Annotated in this window: 11 protein-coding genes; 7 read left to right on the forward strand and 4 right to left on the reverse strand. The window is 65.0% G+C overall.

Annotated elements, in window-relative coordinates:
* Positions 1-36: 36 nt before the first annotated feature.
* Together ndvB and NXT3_RS19075 are read right to left on the reverse strand one after the other, a co-directional pair.
* Positions 37-8649, reverse strand: a complete 8613-nt coding sequence (gene ndvB / locus NXT3_RS19070; RefSeq protein ID WP_104839869.1) for a cyclic beta-(1,2)-glucan synthase — start codon at positions 8647-8649, stop codon at positions 37-39.
* Positions 8650-8996: 347 nt separating this feature from the next.
* Complete coding sequence (locus tag NXT3_RS19075; RefSeq protein WP_037418277.1) at positions 8997-9890, reverse strand: LysR family transcriptional regulator; 894 nt, start codon at positions 9888-9890, stop codon at positions 8997-8999.
* 112 nt (positions 9891-10002) lie between these two features.
* Here NXT3_RS19075 and hglS point away from each other — a divergent pair, with 112 nt between their 5' ends.
* From hglS to NXT3_RS19095, 4 genes are read left to right on the forward strand one after another with little or no spacing between them, the layout of a single operon-like run.
* A complete protein-coding gene (gene hglS, locus NXT3_RS19080) occupies positions 10003-11403 on the forward strand; it encodes a 2-oxoadipate dioxygenase/decarboxylase HglS (protein WP_104839870.1) in 1401 nt (466 codons plus the stop codon).
* Positions 11404-11416: 13 nt separating this feature from the next.
* Positions 11417-12838 carry an FAD-binding oxidoreductase gene (locus NXT3_RS19085; protein WP_097539627.1) on the forward strand — a complete coding sequence of 474 codons (1422 nt, stop codon included), beginning with the start codon at positions 11417-11419 and terminating at the stop codon, positions 12836-12838.
* Between the two features lie 47 nt (positions 12839-12885).
* Complete coding sequence (locus NXT3_RS19090; RefSeq protein WP_104839871.1) at positions 12886-14418, forward strand: L-piperidine-6-carboxylate dehydrogenase; 1533 nt, start codon at positions 12886-12888, stop codon at positions 14416-14418.
* A gap of 19 nt (positions 14419-14437) precedes the next feature.
* The gene (locus tag NXT3_RS19095; RefSeq protein WP_104839872.1) at positions 14438-15670 is read left to right on the forward strand and encodes a pyridoxal phosphate-dependent aminotransferase; all 1233 of its coding nucleotides are present in this window, start codon (positions 14438-14440) and stop codon (positions 15668-15670) included.
* A gap of 180 nt (positions 15671-15850) precedes the next feature.
* Here the strand turns inward: NXT3_RS19095 and NXT3_RS19100 are convergent, their stop codons facing one another.
* Entirely contained in the window at positions 15851-16399 is a 549-nt protein-coding gene (locus NXT3_RS19100; protein ID WP_097526064.1) for a type II toxin-antitoxin system RelB family anti-toxin, read from the reverse strand.
* A 146-nt stretch (positions 16400-16545) separates the two neighbouring features.
* Between NXT3_RS19100 and NXT3_RS19105 the strand changes: the two genes are divergently transcribed.
* Entirely contained in the window at positions 16546-17883 is a 1338-nt protein-coding gene (locus tag NXT3_RS19105; RefSeq protein WP_104839873.1) for an omega-aminotransferase AptA, read from the forward strand.
* Between the two features lie 51 nt (positions 17884-17934).
* On the opposite strand, the gene NXT3_RS19110 is transcribed toward NXT3_RS19105, so the two are convergent.
* A complete protein-coding gene (locus tag NXT3_RS19110) occupies positions 17935-19107 on the reverse strand; it encodes a dihydrodipicolinate synthase family protein (RefSeq protein ID WP_104840041.1) in 1173 nt (390 codons plus the stop codon).
* A gap of 292 nt (positions 19108-19399) precedes the next feature.
* On the opposite strand from NXT3_RS19110, the gene NXT3_RS19115 reads away from it, so the two are divergent.
* Positions 19400-20443, forward strand: a complete 1044-nt coding sequence (locus tag NXT3_RS19115) for a LacI family DNA-binding transcriptional regulator (RefSeq protein WP_037418292.1) — start codon at positions 19400-19402, stop codon at positions 20441-20443.
* The gene (locus NXT3_RS19120; RefSeq protein WP_037418295.1) at positions 20440-21441 is read left to right on the forward strand and encodes a Gfo/Idh/MocA family protein; all 1002 of its coding nucleotides are present in this window, start codon (positions 20440-20442) and stop codon (positions 21439-21441) included. The genes NXT3_RS19115 and NXT3_RS19120 overlap by 4 nt, the downstream gene beginning before the upstream one ends.
* The last annotated feature ends 5 nt before the right edge of the window (positions 21442-21446 follow it).

Consider the following 21446-nt stretch of genomic DNA (forward strand, 5'->3'; position numbering starts at 1 on the left):
TACAAAGCCGGTTCCTCTCCGATTCAATTCCGGCGCTTACAGCAAAATGCCTTCATGCGCGTTTTTTGTGACACTATTATTGACGCTGACGATCACCCCACCGGTTTTTTTGTCGCGGCTGACGGAAATCCGGTGCGTGGCGCCGTTCAGCCGGACGTCGGCGGAATAGCCGTCCCACTGTTCGGGCAGGACCGGCTGGATCGCCAGCCTGTCGCCTCGCTGGCGAATGCCGAGGATGCCCTCGAGGCCGGCGCGGTAGAGCCAGCCCGCCGAACCCGTATACCAGGTCCAGCCGCCGCGGCCGGCAATCGGGCCCTCGCCATAGATATCGGCGGCGACCACATAGGGTTCGACGCGGTAATGCTCGGCGTCTTCGCGACTGCGCGCATGCGATATCGGGTTCAGCATCTGGAAGGCCCGCCAGGCTTCCTCCGGCCGCCCCTGGGTGGCGAAGGCCAGCACGACCCAGGTGGCCGCATGGGTATACTGGCCGCCATTCTCGCGCACGCCCGGCGGATAGGATTTGATGTAGCCCGGATCCTGCTTGGTCTTTTCGAGCGGCGGCGTGAACAGCCGGACGATGCGCTTTTCCGGATCGACGAGTTCCGCCAACACAGCGTCCATGGCGCGCCTGGAACGCTCCGCGTCACCCTCGCCCGAGAGCGTGCTCCACGATTGCGCGATCGAATCGATCCTGCATTCGTTGTTTTCCGCCGAGCCAAGCGGCGTGCCGTCGTCATAATAGCCGCGGCGATAGTAGTCGCCGTCCCAGCCGGCCTCGTCGAGCGCCCGCTTGACGATATCGAGATGCGTCTCCCAGCGCGCGATGCGGGCTTCGTCCTTGCGTTCGCGCGCATGAGGCAGGAAGGCCCGCAAGGCGCCCGCCAGGAACCAGCCGAGCCAGACGCTCGTGCCCTCGCCGGCCTCGCCGACGCGGTTCATGCCGTCGTTCCAGTCGCCGCCGAGGATCAGCGGCAGGCCGTTGGCCCCGGTCCGCTTGATGGCGAGATCGAGAGCGCGGGCGCAATGCTCGTAAATGTCGGCGACCTCATCGGCGATTTCCGGCGTGTAGAAGCTGTCGTGCTGTCCCTCCTCGAGCGCCGGCCCGACAATGAAGGGCAGCTTCTCGTCGAGAATGTCCTTCGTGCCGGTGACCGTGCAATAGTGCGCCACCGCATAGGCGAGCCAGACGACGTCGTCGGAAATCATCGTGCGGACGCCGGCGCCGGAGCCCGGCAGCCACCAATGCTGCACGTCGCCTTCGACAAACTGCCGGGAAGCGGCGTTCAGCACTTGCGCCCGTGCCAGTTCGGGCCGGTGCGTGAGGAAGGCGAGCGTATCCTGCAATTGATCGCGGAAGCCGAAGGCGCCGCTCGCCTGGTAAAAGGCCGAGCGTGCCATGATCCGGCAGCCGAGGCTCTGGTAGGGGAGCCAATGATTGACCATGTGGTTGAAGGCCCGGTCGGGTGTCTTCACCTTCACGACGCCGGTGAACTCGCTCCAGAAGGCCTTCGACGCCTCCAGCGTTCCGTCGAAGGAACCGACACGCAATTCTTGGAGAATTCCGTCCACCTGGTCTTTGCTGTCGGCGTCGCCGAGGAAGAAGGTGATCTGCCGCTCGGCGCCCGGCTCGATGGTGAGATCCGTCGCAAGCGCGGCGCAGGGATCGCCGTCCACTTCCATCGCCCCGGAAAGCTCGGCCCCCGACAGCACGGCCTGCGCGGCAAGGATTGCGCCGCTCCGGCCGAGGAACTCGCGGCGGCTCGCCGTGTAGCTCGCCGGCGCGCCGTCGATGGCGAAGAAGGCCGTCCGTCCGGCATAATCGATGCTATAGGGATTGGTCGCGAGAAGCGCCTTCGAAGCAGCCTGCCATTCACTGAGCACGAAAGGCGCGGTGCGGCTGCGATTGTTGCCGAGCACCCACTCGGCATAGCCGTAGATGCGCAGCTTGCGGGTCACCGAACCGCGGTTCACGATCGACAGCCGAACCAGCTTGGCCGGCAGCGACCGGTGCACGGTATGGGCCGCTTCGATCTCGAGCTCGTCCTGCTTGCTCCTGAAGAGCGAATAGCCAAGGCCATGGCGCGCCTCGAAGATCGCCGACTTGCGCCGCGAGAGCGAAGCATAGGGCGTCAGCACCGAACCGCTGGACATATCGCGGATGAAGATCGCCTCGCCCGGACGGTTGACGACGGCGTCGTTGGTCCAGGGGGTCAGCTGGTAGTCGCGCGAGTTGCGGCTCCAGGAGAAGCTTGCCCCCTCGGCCGAGACGTGGAAGCCGAAGCCCTCGTTGGACATGACGTTGATCCACGGGTGAGGCGTCGCTTCGCCGCCGCGCAGCCGCACGACATATTCGCGGCCGTCGTCGGCAAAGCCGCCGAAGCCGTTCCAGAACTCGAGATCCTCGCCGGAGACGGTCGCCTCCCGTCCGCCGGCTCCATCCTGGTTCACCGGCAGCAGCATCTGCGGCCGCTCCTTCGCCTCTTCCGCAGGCTTTGCGTAGAGGGCGGCGGCCCGGGCGATCTGGTCGGTGATCGTGCCGTTTCGGGCGTGGAAGACGGCACGCGAAGCCGAGATCAGCGTCGACCAGGTCTCCGGCTCCATCAGGTCGCGGCGCACCGCGAAGATGTGCTGGCGCGGGCCGTCCGACAGGCCGCGCAGCCTCAGGTTCTCGCACATCGAATCGAGCGTGTGCTGCAGGTCCTGCGCATAGGACGAGGCGCGCTCGTTGATCACCACCAGATCGGCGGTAATGCCGCGGGCCCGCAAATATTCCTGCGCGCGGAGCGCCTCGCGGGCGATGTTGAGATCGCCGTCGTCGTTGATCCTCAGGCAGAAGATCGGGAAGTCGCCGGAGATCGCCAGCGGCCATAGCGCCGCCTGGGAGGCGAGGCCGCTCTTGACGCTCGCCGAGTCGGCGCGAAGATGCATGTCCGGATAGACGAGATAGCGGCCGAGCATCTGGAAGCTCGCCGCCTCCTTCGAGCTGATCCCGACATGGCGCATCTGCACCTGGCTGCGGGTCCAGGCATGGATGAGTTCGTGATTGAAGGTTTCCGGGTGGCGATAGCGGTCTATCGCCCGGTCGACCGCCTCGCGGTCCGGGGCGGCGATCGTCCAGAAGATGACGCTGACCTTCTTGCCGGCCGGAACCCTGACGACGCGCCGGAGCGCCATGATCGGATCGAGCGTATAGCCGTCCGTGCCCGACAGGCTCACGCCCGGGTCGAAGGCAGCGGCCTCCGACAAAGTGCGGCCCTGGCCGAGGAAGCGGCGACGGTCGGTTTCCGCCTGGGTGTGGCGCTCGCTGCCGGCATTGTCGGTGATGAGATGCGCGACCTCGATATCGGGATCGCCGGGGCCGCGCTTGTTGCGCGACACCCGGATGACGTCGCCCTGCCGGCTGATCTCGGTGCGGATGAACATTTTCGAGAAGGCCGGATGCGCGCTGTCGGCGTCTTCATAGGCAAGCACCGGCTCGGCATAGGAGGTGACCTCGATGAAGCGGTCTTCCGTGCCCGTATTGAGCAGAATCACCCGGCGGCCTTCGGCATCGTGTTCGGTGGCGACGATGCATTCGACTTCGCTCGTCAGATCGCCGACTGTCTTTACGAATTCGGCCTTGTCGTCGCCGAAGCGGGTCAGCGTCTTCTCGCCCTCGATGCGGCGCGGCTCGGCGGTCGCCGACCACCACTCGCTGGACACGGTGTCCCGCAGGAAGATGAACGTTCCCGTCCTGTCTTCTACCGGATCCGGTTTCCAGCGGGTGACCGCCTGGCCGTTCCAGCGCGCATAGCCGGCGCCATTCGCCGTCAGCATGATCGAATAGTGGCCGTTCGACAGGAAAACCGTCTCCCGATCCTGCGACAGCGGGTCTTCGATGACCCGGACCTCCGGGCGAAGCAGGTCGGCTTGGCCCTTGCCGAGCGATTCGGGCTCGCGCTTGGCCGCCATCACCGGAATGTCGCGCGGCGCCTTCTCCTGCAGCAGCAGTTCCGCCGCCTCGATGACCGGGTCGGCGTGGAACCATTCGCGCAACTGTCCATTGAAGACGACGTTCGCGACCGCGGCGATCGACATGCCATGGTGGTGGGCATAATAGTTGCGCACGACGGCGCATTTCTGCCCTTCGGGCACCCGCGTTGGCGTGAAATCCACCGCATCATGGTAGCCATAGGCACCCAGCGCCCCGACCTCGCGCAGGCGCGCGAGATTGGCGAGCGCCGACTTCGGATCGTACATGCAGGCGAGAATCGACGCATAGGGCGCGATCACCGCGTTCTGGCCGAGACCGCGCTTGAGGCCAAGCGTCGGCACGCCGAAATTGGTGTACTGGTAGGTCAGTTCGTGGTCGCGCGCGTTGAACGCAGCCTCGGAGATTCCCCACGGGGTGCCGAGACGCCGGCCATGGTTGATCTGCTCCTGCACCACCAGATTGTTCGTCTGGTTCAGGATGCCGCCCTGGCGCTCCTGCATGACGAGCGGCGGCATCAGATATTCGAACATCGAGCCGGACCAGGAGACGAGCGCGCCGCGCGCACCGATCGGCACGATCGGCCGTCCGAGCTTGTACCAATGCTCGGTCGGCAGATCCCCCTTGGCGATCGCAAACAGGCTGGTCAGCCGCGCTTCCGAAGCCAGGAGGTCGTAGCAGGCCTCGTCGAGCTCGTTGGCGTTCACCCGGTAGCCGATCGACAGCAGCCGCCGCTCCGGCCGGAACAGGAAGCTGAAATCCATCGAGAAGGCGATGTCGCGGGCCCGGTCCTTCAGCACCAGCAGGCGCTGGCGCAGCGAATCGATCGCACCCAGATCGAAGACGCCGTCGGCGATGTGCGCCTCGCAGGTCGCCACCAGCGAGCCCGCCCACTTCGCCACTTCGCCGCTCTGGGCGCTGCGGACCTCGTGGTCGAGATTGAGGGTCAGCTTGTGCATGTCGCGGGCAAGCACCGCCAGGTTGATGACCCGGATCGACGCGAATTCGTGCTCCCGCTTGACCGCGGCAAGCGCGTTCTGAAAGCCGGCGATACGCTCTTCGATCAGCTTCCTGAGGGGCCGGACAGTCTTGCGGTCGTCCGGCAATTCGGCCAGAACCTCGGCAAGGATCGCCGCTACGTCGCCGATGCCGTCGAGATTGCCCTGGACATGGGCGGAGGGCGCCTCGGCCCATTCCCGGCACATGGACGAGACCGAGATCAGGTGACCGGCGAGATTGCCGCTGTCGACCGACGAGATATAGCGCGGCTCCATCGTTTCGAGGCCCCGCGTGCGGTACCAGTTGAACAGATGGCCGCGGTATTTGGGCATGCGATCGATCGTCGCAATGGTCTGCTCGAGCCGGGTGATCGTCTCCTCGAAGCCGATCCAGCCGAAGGAGCGCGCCGACATTACCGAGAGAAGATAGACGCCGATATTCGTGGGCGAGGTGCGTTCCGCCAGCACCGGTTGCGGCGTTTCCTGGAAATTGTCCGGCGGCAGGAAGTTCTGCTCGGCGGTGACGAAGGTCTCGAAATAGCGCCAGGTGCGCCTGGCGATCTTGCGCATCTCGTCGATCGCCTCGTCGGAGACGACGAGCTGGTCTTCGGTTTCCGCCGACTGGCTGACGAACCATGCGACCGCCGGCGACGCCGCCCAGACGAGGGCAAAGGGAATGCCGATGAAGGGCAGCCCGGTGTCGGAGATGGCGGCGAGCGCTAGCGAGACGAGGGAGAGAGCCGGCGCCGTCCACATGGCGCGGAAATAGTCGCCGATCGAGCCATGGCCGGCGCTCTGGACCTGCGCGGCCGTGCGCCACTCGAGCATCAGCTTGCGGCTGACGAAGGTGCGGTAGAGCGAGCGGACGATCGCGTCCGCCATCATCGCCGCATTGTGGGCGATGAAGACGATGCGCAGGGCGACCTGGGCATTGGCGGCACGGATGTCGGAAAGCACCGTGTGGATATGCGCGCGGGCGACGATATCGTTGCGGCGCGGCATGATGCCGTTGATGAGCGACAACGTCGGGGCGACGAACAGGCTGAAGATCAGCACGATCTGCCAGATCAGCGCATCCGCCGGCTCCATGTAGTACCAACCCATGACGGAGGCCGCGAGCCAGGCGACGGGGATCAGCGAACGGCGCAGGTTGTCGTACATCTTCCAGCGGCCGAGCATGGAGAGGCCGTTCGCCACGCTGAAGATGTAAGGCAGGAGCTGCCAGTCGCCGCGCGCCCAGCGGTGCTGGCGCGACATTTCCACCTCGTAGCGGGTCGGAAAGTCCTCCACGAGCTCGATGTCGGTGACCAGCGCGCAGCGCGCATAGGAGCCCTCGAGCAGGTCGTGGCTGAGCACCGCATTTTCTTCGATGCGCCCCTTGAGCGCAGCTTCGAAGGCATCAACGTGGTAGAGGCCCTTGCCGGTGAAGCTGCCTTCATCGGTGATGTCCTGGTAGACGTCGGAGACGGTGAAGATATAGGGATCGATGCCGCGGTTGATCGAGTAGATGCGCTGGAAGGCCGAGGCCTCGCTGCCCGTCGTCAGCGACGGCGTCACGCGCGGCTGCAGCAGGCTGTAGCCGGCGACGACCTTCTGGCCATGGGGATCCACGACCGGCCGGTTGATCGGGTGGTAAAGCTTGCCGACCAGCTTCGTCACCGCGTCGCGCATCAGGCGCGTGTCGGAATCAAGCGTCATGACATATTGCACGCCCTCCGGCACGGTGTTGGCGCCCTGGAGGAACGAGGTGTCGCGATCGCCGCGCAGCAGCAGGTTGAGCTCGTGCAGCTTGCCGCGCTTGCGCTCCCAGCCCATCCAGGCGCCTTCGGCCTCGTTGTAGAGCCGGCGGCGGTGCAGCAGGAAGAAGCGGGTCCTGCCGTCATAGGCGTAGCGGGCCGAGAGCGCCGCCACCTCGCGCTTCGCATATTCGAGCACATCCGAATCGGCGGGCGTCTCCTCGAATTTGCTGTCTGCCCAGTCGCTCAAGAGCGCGAAATAGATCTCGCCGCGCGGGTTGGCGAGATAGTGGACCTCGAGATTGCGCACCAGTTCGTCGACGTGGTCGCGCTTGGCGATCAGGCACGGCACCACGACCAGCGTGCGGGCATCCTCGGGTATGCCGTCGAGAAATTCGTAGCCGACGAGCCGCGACGGCCTGACAAAGAGCGTGACGAGCGTGTTGAACAGGCCCATCGCGCCCTCGGAGGCCGGGAGCGCGAAAAGCAGCAGCATGATCAGCTTGGCGCCGCTCGGAATGTCCATCGGGCTGACGAAGGCATAGACGGCGATCATCGCCAGGATGGTCAGGAGGATGTTCGGCCCGGCGATCGCAAACCAGTCCAGCTTGCGCACCAGGCGGATCATCCGCTGCAGCACCGACGGCGAATAGCCGATCCGCCTCTCCAGATCCTTGCGGCGTTTGCCGACTAGGAAAGCGCCGACATTCGGCTCATGCAGCGGAGCCTCGACGGCGGCGGCGGCCTTCGCCTCCTCGACCATCTCGATCGCGGTTTCGGTGACCTCGTGCTCGCTGTAGCCGGACCGGCGGGCGAGCTTTTCGATCGTGTCGCGATACTTGTTGCGCGAGCCGAAATCGAGCGCCGAATAGTCGGAGCCTTCGCGCAGCGTCGCGTCGATCTTGCTGACGCTCTCGAACCAGACGGCCCAGTCGGTGTCGTCGATTTCGCGCAGGCCGCGAATGATGTTGCTCATCGTCGCATTGCCGGACGACAGGCGGTTCTGCTCGGCAACCAGCGCCTCCTCGACGTCGGTGCCGCGGCGCTCCAGCCGCTCCTCGATCCAGGCGATGACCGCGCCGGAGGTCTGCGACCCGTCGCGCATGCGGTAGAGAAGCTGGGCGATGAAGGTATTGTCGGCGGCGAGCGCTTCCGAGTCCGCCAGCAGCGCCCGGCATCGATCCGGATCGCCGAGGCGGATGATCTGGTCGGCCACCTCGTTCGCCTTCCGCCGCATGCCGCGTGAGCGTTCGACGCGGATCGCGATGCGTCTGAGGTTTTCGATGAGCACGAAGCGAAGGATCGACGGCAGTGCCCACAACTCGCCGATCTTTAAGGTCTCATGCTCCTGGAAGCCTTCCACCATCGCGGTGACGGTCTCCCGCGAAACTGTGCTGTGCGTGTGGGCCACAAAGAGCCAGGCAAGAGCCATGGTGCGCGGTATGGTCGTTCCGGAGACCGACAGCGTCGGCAATTGGCGGTAGAATTTTCGCGGAAAGTCGCGCCGGACCTCCTGGATCGCTTCCTCGACGACGTGGTGGTTGTCGAGCAGCCACTCGGCCGCCGGAGTGATCGAGGCCCCGGCTTCGACATCGGCCGCCGTCGCCCGGTAGACGCGGAAGATTTCCTTTTCGTTCTCCCGATGCCTGGTGCGGAACTCGAAGGGAAAGAACCCCGGCAGGGAGGAAACGCCGTTCAACGCAAGCTCGGCCCCGCATGCCCTGAGGTCGTCGATCGAGAAATAGGTCGAACGGATCGAATCGTTGTAATCGATTTGCTTCGCTTCCGGTTCGCGCGGTGTGTTGGACGACGTCGTTTGTTGCAGCATGGGTATGGATTCTTGTTCCAACCGGGGTTGATGGGCCCGGTTCTCGTTGATCTGCCGAAGTGGCTGCGGCCCGGAAGATCCAGGCGGCGCCGGCGCGTTTCTAGACACGGTCATGTGTCCCCCATCCGCCCTCATCATCCCGGGGCCGGGTACCCGCGGAAGCAGGCGCCGGCCGGGACCTGGGGCTTAGATATCGCAAAGCCGACGGCGCGCTGGATGTCACGGCCGCGTGATGCATGAAAGTGGCATTTTTTAGCCGCAGTGCCTTCGGCTTGCAAGGATTGCGAGCACCGTCTTGGACGATTTGCGCGGGACGGCCGCGGCAACGATGCGGCGCGGCGGCGCGCTCCCGCTGGCTCGATGAATGCTTCCCTCAAGTCCGGCCCCTTCCTGGTATATGGCAGCGTCGCAATCCCAAGGGGGACCCACGGAAAGGCTGCTTTCCACCCTCCCCGGCTGCGTCAGCCGACCTGCTCGCTGATCCATTCCCGGAAGGCGCGGCTGATCGGGTTTTCCAGTTTGCCTTCCGGCACGACGAGATAATAGCTGTTTTCCGTCTGCATCGGTCGATCGAGTACAATCCGCAGCGTGCCTGCGGCGAGTTCCTGCTCGATCAGATAACGGGGCAAAAGGGCAAAACCGAGACCTGCGGTAGCCGCTTCGATGACCATCGCGAATTGGTCGAAGCGGTTGCCCCGATAGGCACCGTGACTGTCGATGCCGTTCGCATCGAACCATTGCGCCCAGAGCTTCGGCCGTGTCGCGAGATGAAGCAGCGGGCCGCCGCCGATGTCTTCCAGCGCCTCGACCGAATTCGCGGCGAGAAGCGTCGGACTTGCCACCGGCACGATGACCTCGCTGCAGAGATAGCTGCAGGTGGCTCGCGCCCAGACCGGCTGGCCGTAGTGAATCGCCAGATCGAAATTCTGCTCGTCGAAATCGAACGGTGCGGAGCGCGAGGCGATGTTCAACACCGTACCGGGATAGCGCCTCAGGAAATCGGGCAGGCGCGGCACCAGCCAGCGGCTGCCGAAGGTCGGCAACGAGGCGACCGAAAGGCTCGAATCGGCCCGTGCCGAGGCCATGGCGCGCACCATCAACTCCTCGGTCTGGTGTAACAGGCGGCGAACTTCCGGCAGGAATTTCTGGCCCGCATCCGAGAGGATGACCCGCTGGCGGACCCGCTCGAAGAGCAGCACGCCCAGCTGCGTTTCAAGATCCTTGATCTGCCGGCTGACGGCGCTTTGGGTGAGATTGAGCTCGGCCGCGGCCTGGGTGAAGCTGCCGTGGCGCGCTGCGCATTCGAAGGCCTGCAGCGTCGTCACGTCGGGAACCAGTCGTCGGCTTAACTTCATTCCAGCCTCGCATCAACATAGTCGGAAGCAACGCGATCAAAGCCCGTCACCTTCCGATATGATCAGAATTAAGAATGATCTTGTCGTCACCCTTAGCGCGAGGCGAGCCCCAGTGAAAGAAAATAGTTTCGTGTCCGCCGACGATATCCGCTCGGCCTTTTCCGCCGCGATGTCGGCGATGTATCGCAACGAGGTTCCCGCCTACGGGACGCTGATGGAACTGGTGGCGAAGGTCAATGCCGACACGCTTTCGGCGGATGCGGCGCTCAAGGAGCGTCTCGAGGCGACCGATACGCTCGACCGTATCTCCGAGGAGCGGCACGGGGCGATCCGCCTCGGCACACCGGCGGAGCTCTCGATGATGCGCCGGGTCTTCGCCGTGATGGGCATGTATCCGGTCGGTTACTACGACCTTTCCACCGCCGGCGTTCCGGTGCACTCCACCGCCTTCCGCCCGGTCGGCGAGGCGTCGCTGAAGCGCAATCCGTTCCGCGTCTTCACCTCGCTGCTGCGGCTGGATCTGATCGCCGACGAGACGCTGCGCTCCGAGGCCGACGCGATCCTCAAGGAGCGCCGGATCTTCACGCCTGCCGCGGTCGAACTCACCGAAAAGGCCGACCGCGACGGCGGGCTCGACAAGAAGGATGCCGAGCGCTTCGTCGCCGAGGTACTGGAGACCTTCCGCTGGCACGACAAGGCCAATGTCAGCGCCGACATGTACAAGCGCCTGCATGACGCCCACCGACTGATCGCCGACGTCGTCTCGTTCAAGGGGCCGCATATCAACCACCTGACGCCGCGCACCCTCGACATCGACCGTGTGCAGGCGCTGATGCCGGAATACGGGATCGCGCCGAAGGCCGTCGTCGAAGGGCCGCCGACCCGCCATTGCCCCATCCTGCTCCGCCAGACGTCCTTCAAGGCGCTCGAGGAAGCCGTTTCCTTCCTCGACGCCGGTGGCGGCTGGAAGGCTGGTTCCCACACGGCCCGCTTCGGCGAGATCGAACAGCGCGGCATAGCGCTGACCCCCAAGGGCCGCGGCCTCTACGACCGGCTGCTCGATGAATCGCGCCGCATCGTGCGCCCCGCCGCCGATGGCTCCAATGCCCGGGATTATGAAGCGGCGCTCGCCGACGCATTCAGGGGCTTTCCGGACAGCTGGGCGGAAATCCGTGAAGCGGGTCTCGGCTATTTCAGCTATTCTCTGACCGAAAAAGGCCGGCAGACGAAGCTTCCCGGCCGCCGCGATCTCGACAGGCTGATCGCCGAAGGCCTCGTTCAGTTCGATCCGATCGTCTACGAGGACTTCCTTCCGGTCAGCGCCGCCGGTATCTTCCAGTCGAACCTCGGCGACGGCGCGCAGCAGGAATTCGTCGCAAGCCCCAACCAGAAGCGCTTCGAGACGGATCTCGGCGCCGCCGTTCTCGATGAGTTCGCCCACTATGCCGGCATTGAAAAGGCATCGATCGAGGCCTGCCTTAAGGCCTTGACCGCCGCCGTGGCCGCCGAATGACGACAGGTCAAGGATGATTGAACAGGACCATATGGACGCGCTCGTGCAGCTCCTTGGCGACAAGGGCGTCGTTGAGCGCCAGCAGGATATGGAAGCTTATGAGGTAGGCGCGCGCTACGACCGCGGTCGCGCCGCCGCCGTCTTGCGTCCAGCGACGACGGCCGAAGCTTCCGCCGCGGTTTCCTATTGCGTGCGCAACGGCATCGCGCTCATCCCCCAAGCCGGCAATACCGGCCTCGTCTCCGGCTCGACGCCCGATGGTTCCGGCACTGAAATGGTGCTCAGCCTCGATCGGCTCACCCGCCGTTTCGAGCTCGACCTCGACAATCGCTCGGTTCGCGTCGATGCCGGCTTCCGTCTTTCCGATCTCAACAGGAAGCTCGAGGAGCACGACCTGTTCTTCCCGATCGACCTCGGCGCCGATCCGCGTCTCGGCGGCATGATTGGCACCAACACCGGCGGCTCGCGTTTCCTGAAATATGGCGACGTCCGCCGCAACACGCTGGGCCTGAAGGTGGTTCTTGCCGACGAGGCAGGCACGGTGCTCGACCTCGACTCGGAGCTGCGCAAGAACAATACCGGCGTCGACTGGAAGCAGCTCTTCATCGGCACCTCCGGCGCCTTCGGCATTGTCACTGAGTGCGTGCTCAACCTCGAGCGACTTCCGAAGCAGGTGGCGACCGCCTTCCTCGTGCCGGCAAGCGGGGCGCAAGTGCTGCCGCTCTTGAAGGCCGTGGAAGAGCGCCTCGGCGCCTATCTTTCCGCCTTCGAGGGCATGTCGAAAAACGCCATCGCCGCCGCTTTCGCCCATGTGCCGTCGCTCAGGAATCCGTTCCAGGGCGGCAATATTCCCGACTACGTCATCCTCGCCGAAATCTTCCGAACATGGGCGCCGCGCGAGGGCGAGCAACCGCTCGATGCGGTTCTCGAATCTGCGCTGGCGGAAATCTGGGAGCTGGAGGAAGCGCCGCTCGCCGACGCCTTCATCGGGCGGCCGCACGAGACCTGGGCACTGCGCCATGCGCTTTCTGAGGGCGTAAAGCACCTCGGCAAGCTGATCGCCTTCGATCTGTCGTTCCGCCGGGGTGACATCATGGCCTTCTGCGACCATATGAAGGCGGAAATGCCGGAGAAATTTCCCGGCGTGACGGTTTGCGATTTCGGCCATATCGGCGACGGCGGCGTTCACTTCAATCTGGTCGCTGCGAAAGATAGCCCGCTATTGACCGATGCGACCTTCGAACAGCGCCTGCGCGAATGGGTCTTCACGGTCGCGGTCGAGCAATATCGAGGCAGCTTTAGCGCAGAGCATGCAATCGGTCGCCGCAACCAGGCAGTTTACGATCTCTACACGCCGGAAAAACTGAAAGAGATGGCCGCCGGCCTGAAGACGATCACCTCGCCGGGCAAGCTCGGCAGCGTGCGCTTCGGTTAGGTCGCCGCGCAGCCCGCGCCAACAAGGAAAACACGGGAGTTAGACAGATGAACATTGCAGCGAAGAAGATCGATGTCGCAAAGGAGGCAGCCGCCCTCGTCGACAAGATGGGTGTCGCCAAGGAGCTCTATACGGGCGGTGACATGCCCTCCTACAGCCCCGTCACCGGCGAGCAGATCGCCAGCCTCAGGACCGTTTCGGCCGCCGAAGCCGCCAGGAAGATCGAGAAAGCCGATGAGGCCTTCCGCGCCTGGCGGCTGGTGCCGGCGCCGAAGCGCGGCGAGCTCGTCCGTCTGCTCGGCGAGGAGTTGCGCACCTTCAAGGCCGACCTCGGCCGCCTCGTCTCGCTCGAAGCCGGCAAGATCCCGTCGGAAGGTCTCGGCGAAGTCCAGGAAATGATCGACATCTGCGATTTCGCCGTCGGCCTTTCCCGTCAACTCTACGGCCTGACGATCGCCACCGAGCGTCCGGGCCACCGCATGATGGAAACCTGGCACCCGCTCGGCGTCGTCGGCATCATCTCGGCCTTCAACTTCCCGGTCGCCGTCTGGTCGTGGAATGCGGCACTGGCGCTCGTCTGCGGCAATGCCGTCGTCTGGAAGCCGTCTGAAAAGACGCCGCTGACCGCCCTTGCATCGCAGGCTATCCTCGAACGCGCCCTCGCCCGCTTCGGCGATGCGCCTGACGGCCTCTCCGAGGTGCTGATCGGCGACCGCACGATCGGCGAAGTGCTCGTCGACCATCCGAAGGTTCCGCTCGTCTCGGCAACCGGCTCTACCCGCATGGGTCGTGAGGTCGGTCCGCGGCTTGCTAAGCGCTTCGCCCGCTCGATCCTCGAGCTCGGCGGTAACAATGCCGGCATCGTCTGCCCCTCCGCCGATCTCGATATGGCGCTGCGCGCCATCGCCTTCGGCGCCATGGGCACCGCCGGCCAACGCTGCACGACGCTCCGCCGTCTGTTCGTCCATGAAAGCGTCTACGACCAGCTCGTGCCGCGGCTGAAGAAGGCCTATCAGTCGGTCTCCGTCGGCAACCCGCTGGAATCGGCCGCGCTGGTCGGACCGCTCGTCGATAAGGCCGCCTTCGACAACATGCAGAAGGCGATTGCCGCGGCCAAGGCGGAGGGCGGCGCGGTAACCGGCGGCGAACGCGTCGAGCTCGGCTACGACAACGGCTACTACGTCAAACCGGCGCTCGTCGAAATGCCGAAGCAGGCAGGCCCCGTGCTCGAAGAGACGTTCGCGCCGATCCTCTATGTCATGAAGTATAGCGACTTCGACGCGGCGATCGCCGATCACAATGCGGTCGCGGCAGGCCTCTCGTCGTCGATCTTCACCCGCGATATGCAGGAATCCGAACGCTTCCTCGCGGCCGACGGCTCCGACTGCGGCATAGCCAACGTCAATATCGGCACGTCCGGTGCGGAGATCGGCGGCGCCTTTGGCGGAGAGAAGGAGACCGGCGGCGGCCGCGAATCCGGCTCCGACGCTTGGAAGGCCTATATGCGCCGCGCCACCAACACGGTGAACTATTCGAAGGCTCTGCCGCTGGCGCAGGGAGTGTCGTTCGACATCGAATAATCATCGCACAGGATCGGTCATGACCATCAATGCAACGGTCAAGGAGGCGGGTTTTCAGCCCGCCTCACGGATCGCCACGATCGGCGTCTCGGAAATCCTGAAGATCGGCGCGCGCGCCAGCGCCATGAAGCGCGACGGCAAGCCGGTGATCATCCTCGGCGCCGGCGAGCCGGATTTCGACACGCCCGACCACGTCAAGCAGGCCGCCTGGGAAGCGATCCGGCGTGGCGAGACGAAGTACACGGCGCTCGACGGCTCGGCGCAATTGAAGAAGGCGATCAGCGAAAAGCTCCAGCGCGAGAACGGCATCGCCTACGAGTTGGACGAGATCACCGTCGCCACCGGCGCCAAGCAGATCCTCTTCAACGCCATGATGGCGTCGATCAACCCCGGCGACGAGGTGATCATCCCGACGCCCTACTGGACCTCCTATTCGGACATCGTGCAGATCTGCGAGGGTAAGCCGGTATTGATCGCCTGCGATCAATCGTCCGGTTTCCGCCTGACAGCGGAAAAGCTCGAAGCGGCGATCACGCCGAAGACCCGCTGGGTACTGCTCAACTCGCCTTCGAACCCGTCCGGTGCCGCCTACAGCGCAGCCGACTACCGGCCGCTGCTCGACGTTCTGCTGCAGCATCCGCATGTCTGGCTGCTCGTCGACGACATGTACGAGCACATCGTCTATGACGGCTTCCGCTTCGTCACCCCCGCCCAACTCGAACCTCGGCTGAAAGACCGCACCCTGACCGTCAACGGGGTGTCAAAGGCCTATGCCATGACCGGCTGGCGGATCGGCTATGCCGGCGGCCCGCGCGCCCTCATCAAGGCGATGGCCGTCGTCCAGAGCCAGGCGACCTCCTGCCCGTCCTCCGTGAGCCAGGCAGCCTCCGTTGCGGCGCTGACCGGACCACAGGATTTCCTGAAGGAACGCACCGCGAGCTTTCAGCGCCGCCGCGATCTCGTCGTCAGCGGTCTAAACGCCATCGACGGCCTCGATTGCCGCGTGCCGGAAGGCGCCTTCTACACCTTCGCCGGCTGCGCCGGCATGCTCGGCCGGGTGACGCCCTCCGGTAAGCGGATCGAGACCGATGCGGATTTCTGCGCCTATCTGCTCGACGACGCCCACGTCGCCGTGGTCCCCGGCTCGGCCTTCGGCCTCTCGCCCTTCTTCCGCATCTCCTACGCGACCTCGGAAGCGGAGCTGAAGGAGGCGCTCACCCGCATTGCCGCGGCCTGTGCGCGGCTTTCTTAAGTCTGGTGAGTACGGGTCGTAAGACCGCCGCACTCACTTCGCCTCTCTTGCATCGTTGCAGCAGGGTCGAGCTTGGGAAAATGGCAGCCCGGGCGCCACGCGCACCAAAGCCCCTCCCACCTGTGGGGAGGGGTTGGGGAGGGGCATTCTCGCGCTGTCGTCGCCGCGGCCTCTTTGCCCTCAAAACGTCGGCGGCGTGCAGGCGCTGATCACCTCGCAGGGCACCGGCCCTACGCAGCGGAAGCGGTGCGGGCGCCGGCTTTCGAAATAATAGGCGTCGCCCGGCCCAAGGATGCGGCGCTCATCGTCGACGGTCACCTCAAGGCGGCCGGAAAGCACGATCCCGCCCTCCTCGCCCTCATGCACCAGCGGCACCTTGCCGGTGTCTGCCCCGGGCTGATAGCACTCCTTCAGGATCTGCAGGCTGCGGCCGAAGAGGTTGTCGCCGATCTGGCGATAGGAGATCGGCCCCTTGCCGATCTCCACCAGCTCCTCGGCCGCGTAGAAGGCCTTGCGCGGCTTTTCCGGCTCGAAGGAGAAGAATTCGGCAAGCCCGATCGGAATGCCGTCGAGAATCCGCTTCAGCGCACCGACCGACGGGTTCGAGGCGTTCGCTTCGATCAGCGAAATGGTCGAGTTGGTGACGCCCGCCCGCTTGGCCAGTTCCCGCTGGGAGAGATTGTGCATCAGCCGCACATGCCGCAGGCGGCTGCCGATATCGACGTTCATGGCAGATTTCGGTGTTGACGTTGTTCGGAATATCGAAACTCTATCAAAAGCTACCCATGAAATTCAATAGCTTAGTTGACTGAAGAAAAAGACTTGTTTGGCAATCGAAATCGTGGCGTCAATCCCGCACCTGATAGGAGGATGCCATGGACGCCCACAATAAGCCCAACACACCGGTTCTCGACAGCTACTGGATGCCCTTTACCGCCAATCGCCAGTTCAAGGCGGCGCCGCGCCTGCTCGCCTCGGCCGAGGGCATGCATTACACCAGCGTCGACGGGCGCAGGATTCTCGACGGCACCGCCGGCCTCTGGTGCGTCAATGCCGGCCACGGCCGCCGGCAGATCGCCGCCGCCGTCGAGCGGCAGCTTTCGACCATGGACTTCGCCCCGTCCTTCCAGATGGGCCATCCGATCGCCTTCGACTTCGCCCAGCGGCTGGCCGAAATTGCGCCGGGCCCGGCCGGCGCCAAGCTCGACCGGGTGTTCTTCACCGGCTCGGGCTCGGAATCGGTCGACACGGCGCTGAAGATCGCGCTCGCCTATCAGCGCTCGATCGGCCAGGGCACCCGCACGCGTCTGATCGGCCGCGAGCGCGGCTATCACGGCGTCGGCTTCGGCGGCATCTCGGTCGGCGGCATCCTCAACAATCGCCGCGTCTTCCCGCAGCTTCCCGGTTCCGATCATCTCCGCCACACCCATGATCTTGCGAAGAACGCCTTCGTCAAGGGCCAGCCGGAATATGGGGCGGAGCTCGCCGACGATCTCGAAAGGCTGGTGGCCCTGCACGGCGCCGAAACGATCGCCGCCTGCATCGTCGAGCCCGTCGCCGGCTCGACCGGCGTGCTGATCCCGCCGAAGGGCTATCTCGAGCGGCTCCGCGCCATCTGCGACAAGCACGGCATCCTGTTGATCTTCGACGAGGTGATCACGGGCTTCGGCCGCCTCGGCGCCGCCTTCGCGACCGACTATTTCGGCGTCACGCCGGACCTCGTCACCACCGCCAAGGGGCTGACCAACGGCGCAATCCCGATGGGCGCGGTCTTTGCCAGCCGCAACGTGCACGACGCGCTGATGCAGGGGCCGGAAAGCCAGATCGAGCTCTTCCACGGCTACACCTATTCCGGCCATCCGGCCGCCTGCGCCGCCGGCATCGCCACCCTCGACATCTATCGCGACGAGGGCCTGATGACCCGCGCCGCCGGACTGCAGGAGGACTGGCACGAGGCGATGCATTCGCTGAAGGACCTGCCGCATGTCATCGACATCCGCACCATCGGCCTGATCGCCGGCATCGAACTCAAATCCCGCGACGGCGCGCCCGGCGCCCGCGCCTATGACGTCTTCGTCGATTGCTTCGAAAAGGGTCTGTTGATCCGCGTCACCGGCGACATCATCGCCTTCTCGCCGCCGCTGATTGTCGAGAAGCAGCAATTCGGCGAGATCGTCTCGATCCTCGGCGATGCCTTGAAAAGGGTGAAGTAACAACCCCGGTGCGCTTGCACACGGCCCCTCCAAGGGAGGGGCCAGCCGACGTCAAGCCGCCTGCTCTACCCCCAGAACCGCCATCAGGCTGCGCATCCGTGCCGCCGCCAGCTCCGGCCTGTCGAGCACATTGGCCCGGTCGGCGAGGCGGAAGATCTCCGCATAGTGCGAGAGCCCGCGGGCCGACTGCAGCCCGGCCGGCAGGGTGAAATGGCGCTGGTGGCCGTTCAGCCAGGCGAGGAAGACGACGCCGGCCTTGTAATATTGGGTGGGCGCCTCGAAGATCTTGCGGGACAGCGGCACTGTCGGCTCGATTACGCCGCGGAAGGTGGCGAGATCGCCGCCCGCAAGCGCCGCCAGCGCCTTCGAGGCCGAGGGCGCGACGGCGTCGAAGATGCCGAGCAGCGCATGGCTGTATTTTTCGCCGTCGCCCTCGATCAGTTCCGCATAGTTGAAGTCGTCGCCGGTGAAGCAGAGCACGCCCTCCGGCAGGCCGTTGCGCAGCGCTACTTCCTTGGCGTTGTCGAGCAGCGAGATCTTGATGCCTTCGACCTTGGCGCTGTTCTCCCTGATGATCGACAGCACCGTTTCGAGCGCCTTCTCGAAATTCTCGGAGCCCCAATAACCTTTGAGTTGCGGGTCGAACATGTCGCCGAGCCAGTGCAGCACGACCTTGTCCTTCGCCTGGGCGAGGATATGGCCGTAGACGCGCCGGTAGTCGTCCCCGGAGCGGGCCACGCGAGCGAGCGCCCGGCTTGCCATCATGATCGCCCGGCCGCCCTCGCCTTCGACGAAGCCGACCTGCTCCTCGTAGGCGGCAATGACATGCTCGATCGACCGTGCGTCCGCGGGAGCGAGATGATCGGTGCCGGCGCCGCAGGCGAGATCGGCGCCGGCAATGCTGCGCGCTTCGGCAAGCGAACGGCGGATCAGTTGCTGCGCGGCCGGCCAGGCAAGCCCCATGCCGCGCTGCGCCGTGTCCATCGCCTCGGCGATCTTGAAGCCAAGCCCCCATAGATGATGGCGGAAGGCCATCGTCGCGTCCCAATCGATCGCCGGCTTGCCCCACGGATCGGCATCGCGCAGCGGATCGGAAACGACATGGGCGGCCGCATAGGCGATGCGGTTGAACGTCGGCACCGCAGTCGGCCGGCCGATCGGGGTTCCCTGGAGCCGGTATTCTTCGAGCGAGCCGTCCTGGCGCGGCAGCAAAAGGCTGGTCATCGGCATTGATCCTCTTCAGATTTGCGGCAACGAGTAATTTAGATCGTTCCAAATTGCAAGGCGGAAATTTTGTCCTCACGCCGTAGCGCCGATGGGGCGGCGCGGCATCTTGTCTGCGCAGCGAACACTCAAAAGCATTGACATGCAACGCGTTTCAAGTCGGTTCCTATAGATGATAGGTGTTCCATGATCTCCACGACGCCGGAAGAAAAGTGAACGGAAGCCTCTTGACGGAATTGGAACGTTCCAATTATTAAGGATGCAACAGATGAAATCCGATGGGAGAACGGTGATGGCGAAGGAGCGGGTGACCGTTGTCGACATAGCGCGCGCCGCCGGCGTGTCGAAGTCGACCGTGTCACTCGTCCTGCAGGGAAGCCCGCTCGTCAACGAGGCGACGCGGGCCAAGGTAAATGCGGCGATCCGCGATCTCGGCTATGTCTACAATCGCAGCGCCGCCAATCTGCGCCAGGCGAAGTCGAAGATCATCGGCATCGTCGTCAACGACCTGACGAACAGCTTCTTCGCGGAGCTTGCCGTCGGCGTCGATGCGGTGGTGCAGTCGGCGGGCTTCGTCCAGTTCCTTGCCAATACGAGCGAGAAGATCGAGCGCCAGCGCGAGGTCATCGCCTCGATGCGCGAGCATGGGGTCTCCGGGCTGATCATCTCGCCGGCACGCGGCACGGAAGCGGCCGACCTCGCCCCGCTCGTCGCGAGCGGCATTCCCGTCGTCCTCGTCGTGCGCGACATCGCCGGCGCCGGCGTCTCGTCGCTCACCTCCGACAACCAGGCCGGAGCCATGGCAGCGGTTCGCCATCTCATCGAGCGCGGCCACCGGCGGATCACATTTCTTGGGGGCTTCCCCGATACGGCCGTCTTCGAGGCGCGCATGCGCGGCTATCGCGATGCGCTTCGCGAGGCGGGCGTCCCGGTACTCGACGAACTGATCATCGGCTCGGCACCGTCGCGGGCCGGCGGCGTCACGGCGATCGAGCAGGCGATGATGCTGAAGGAACGGCCGAGCGCCGCACTCTGCTTCAACGATGCCGTCGCCTTCGGCGTTTGCGATGGATTGCGGGCGCGGCGGCTGGAGCCGGGAGCGGATTTCGCGGTGATCGGCTTCGACGACGTGATCGAGGCCAAGACCGCGGTGCCGGCGCTGACCACCGTCTCCGTCCAGCCGCAGGGCATGGGCGAGCGCGCGGCGGAACTGCTGCTGAAGCAGATCAATGCCGGGCGTGCCGAGCCTGAAGCGATCATCAACCCGGTGCGGCTCGTCGTTCGCCAGAGCTGCGGCGGCCTCGTCGAACGCAGAGTGAAGGAGATATCGTCATGATCCGATGGGGATTGATCGGCGCGAGCACCATCGCGCGCGAATGGGTGATCAGGGCGATCCGTGCCGCCGGCGGCGAGGTCGTTTCGGTGCTGAGTTCGAGCGAGGAGCGTGGCCGGGCCTATGCCGCGGAAAACGGCATCGCGAAGGCGGTCACCGGTATCGACGACCTGGTCGGCGATCCGGAGGTCGATGCCGTCTATATCTCGACGACCAACGAGCTTCATCACGACCAGGCGCTCGCGGCGATTCACGCCGGCAAGCATGTTTTGTGCGAGAAGCCGCTGGCGATGAACCTCAACGACGGCTGCGAGATGGTGCTGAAGGCATGCGAGGCCGGCGTGGTGCTCGGCACCAACCATCACCTGCGCAACGCCGCCACGCACCGGGCGATGCGCGAGGCGATCGCCGCCGGCCGGATCGGCAGGCCGATTGCGGCACGGGTGTTCCACGCCGTCTATCTGCCGCCGCACCTCCAGGGCTGGCGGCTCGACAAGCCGGAAGCCGGCGGCGGCGTGATCCTCGACATCACCGTGCACGATGCCGATACGCTGCGCTTCATTCTCGACGACGATCCAATCGAGGCGGTGGCCATCAGCCACAGCGCCGGCATGGGCAAGGAGGGGCTCGAGGATGGCGTCATGGGGGTCCTGCGCTTCCGCTCCGGCGTGATCGCCCAGTTCCACGATGCCTTCACGACGAAATATGCCGAGACCGGGCTCGAAGTGCACGGCACCGACGGTTCGCTGATCGGCCGCAACGTCATGACCCAGCGCCCGGTCGGCACCGTGACGCTGAGGAATGAAGAGGGCGAGGTCGAGCTGCCGCTCGACCACCGCAATCTCTACGAAACGGCCCTCAACGCCTTCCATGCCGCAATCGAAGGAAACGGCCGGCCGTCGGCGACGGGCGAGGACGGAGTCTGGTCGCTCGCCACCGGCCTCGCCGTCGTCAAGGCCGCGGCCACCGGCGTCGCCGCCCACATCGAAACGGGACTCTGATCTCG

Origin of the sequence: Sinorhizobium fredii (genome assembly GCF_002944405.1) — a bacterium.
In the GTDB taxonomy this organism is placed as follows: domain Bacteria; phylum Pseudomonadota; class Alphaproteobacteria; order Rhizobiales; family Rhizobiaceae; genus Sinorhizobium; species Sinorhizobium fredii_C.